Source organism: Tabrizicola sp., assembly GCF_016792905.1.
GTDB lineage: Bacteria > Pseudomonadota > Alphaproteobacteria > Rhodobacterales > Rhodobacteraceae > Tabrizicola.
In genome coordinates, this window is the sequence record NZ_JAEULP010000008.1 from 1 (window position 1) to 1,552 (window position 1,552).

2 pseudogenes are annotated in these 1,552 nt (G+C 62.4%); one reads left to right on the plus strand and one right to left on the minus strand.

The window, feature by feature from the left end:
• Positions 1-206 precede the first annotated feature (206 nt).
• Positions 207-1,372 (plus strand): annotated as a pseudogene (locus JNL31_RS01200) (IS3 family transposase).
• Between the two features lie 40 nt (positions 1,373-1,412).
• Here the strand turns inward: JNL31_RS01200 and JNL31_RS01205 are convergent.
• A pseudogene (locus JNL31_RS01205) lies at positions 1,413-1,552 on the minus strand (glycine/betaine ABC transporter); the annotation flags it as partial.

A 1,552-nucleotide genomic window follows, 5' to 3' on the forward strand; every position in this document is an offset into this window, starting at 1 on the left:
CGATGACGTTTGACGTGGGCGGGCTTTACCACACGCTGCAACGGATGCGGGCGCGGGACGAGGCGGAAGTCGCGGTCCCGGTCTTCGACCGCAAGATCGAGATCGCCCGCGCCGGGGCCCGGCTGATCCCGCGCGAGGTGCTGAGCTACCCCCCGGAAATCGGACAGTGACGGAAGCTACGATCTGAAGTCTGCTGGTCTCCAAGAATGAGGAGAACAGGGATGTCAAAACGCAGGAACCACGACGCAGCATTCAAGGCGCGTGTGGCGCTGGAGGCCGTGAAGGGTGAGCGCACGGTGTCGGAACTGGCCATCGAATATGGCGTGCATCCGACGATGATCCATCAATGGAAACGGTCGCTGCTTGAGGGTGCCGCAGGCATCTTCGAACGAGGCGGAAGGGCTGCGGTGGCGGCCGAGGTTGCCGAAGAAACCGTTCGAGACCTGCACGCCAAGATCGGGGAGCTGGCTGTGGCCAACGATTTTTTGTCCAGAAAGCTCAAGCCCTGGATCGGCAAGTGAGGCGTGGGATGGTCGAGAAGAACCACCCGCGCCTGTCGGTCGGGGCGCAGTGCCGCCTGCTGTCGATCGCTCGGTCGTCATTCTATTACGCGCCGCAGGGCGAGACGGCGATGAACCTCGATCTCATGCTGCTGATCGACAAGCAGTTCTTGGAAACCCCGTTCTACGGCGTGCGGCAGATGACCTGGCACCTGCAGAACGAAGGCCATGCCGTGAACCAGAAACGCATCCGGCGGCTGATGCGCCTCATGCGCCTGATGCCGATCTACCAGAAGCCCGACACCAGCAGGCCCGCGAAGGGGCACAAGACCTACCCCTATCTGCTCGGCGGGCTGAGGGTGGAGCGACCCAACCAGGTCTGGTGCGCGGACATCACCTATCTGCCGATGCGCCGGGGCTTTCTCTATCTGGTGGCGGTCATGGACTGGTTCACCCGCAAGGTCTTGGCCTGGCGGATATCGAACACACTTGAGGCCGACTTCTGCGTCGAGGCACTGAACGAGGCGATCCACCGCTTCGGCCCACCCGAGATAATGAATACCGATCAGGGGTCGCAGTTCACGTCCTTCGCCTGGACCGACCGGCTGAAACGGGTCGGCACCCGGATCTCGATGGACGGCAAGGGGCGCTGTCTCGACAATATCTTCATCGAGCGCCTTTGGCGGTCCTTGAAGTATGAATGCGTCTACCTGCACGCCTGGGAAACCGGGGCACAGGCCAAGGCAGGCGTCGGCAGCTGGATTACCTTCTACAACCACCTGCGGCCCCACGCCGCCCATGGCGGACGACCGCCCGCCGTGGTCTACTTCAACGCAACCCAAACCGATCAGCAGGTGCAGGCCGTAGCTTAACTCAGCCGGAAACTTGTCCAAGAGTTGGGGAGTAGCTCAACCCCGACAATCCCATGATGCAGAAGATCTCGCCCCGGCCCACGCTGAAGCTTGCGTCCTGCACGCCAACGACACAGTCGAACTCCTCGCGGATCGCCTTTTTCGACAGACCCTTGGCGCGCACGGCCTCCATCGCCTGCC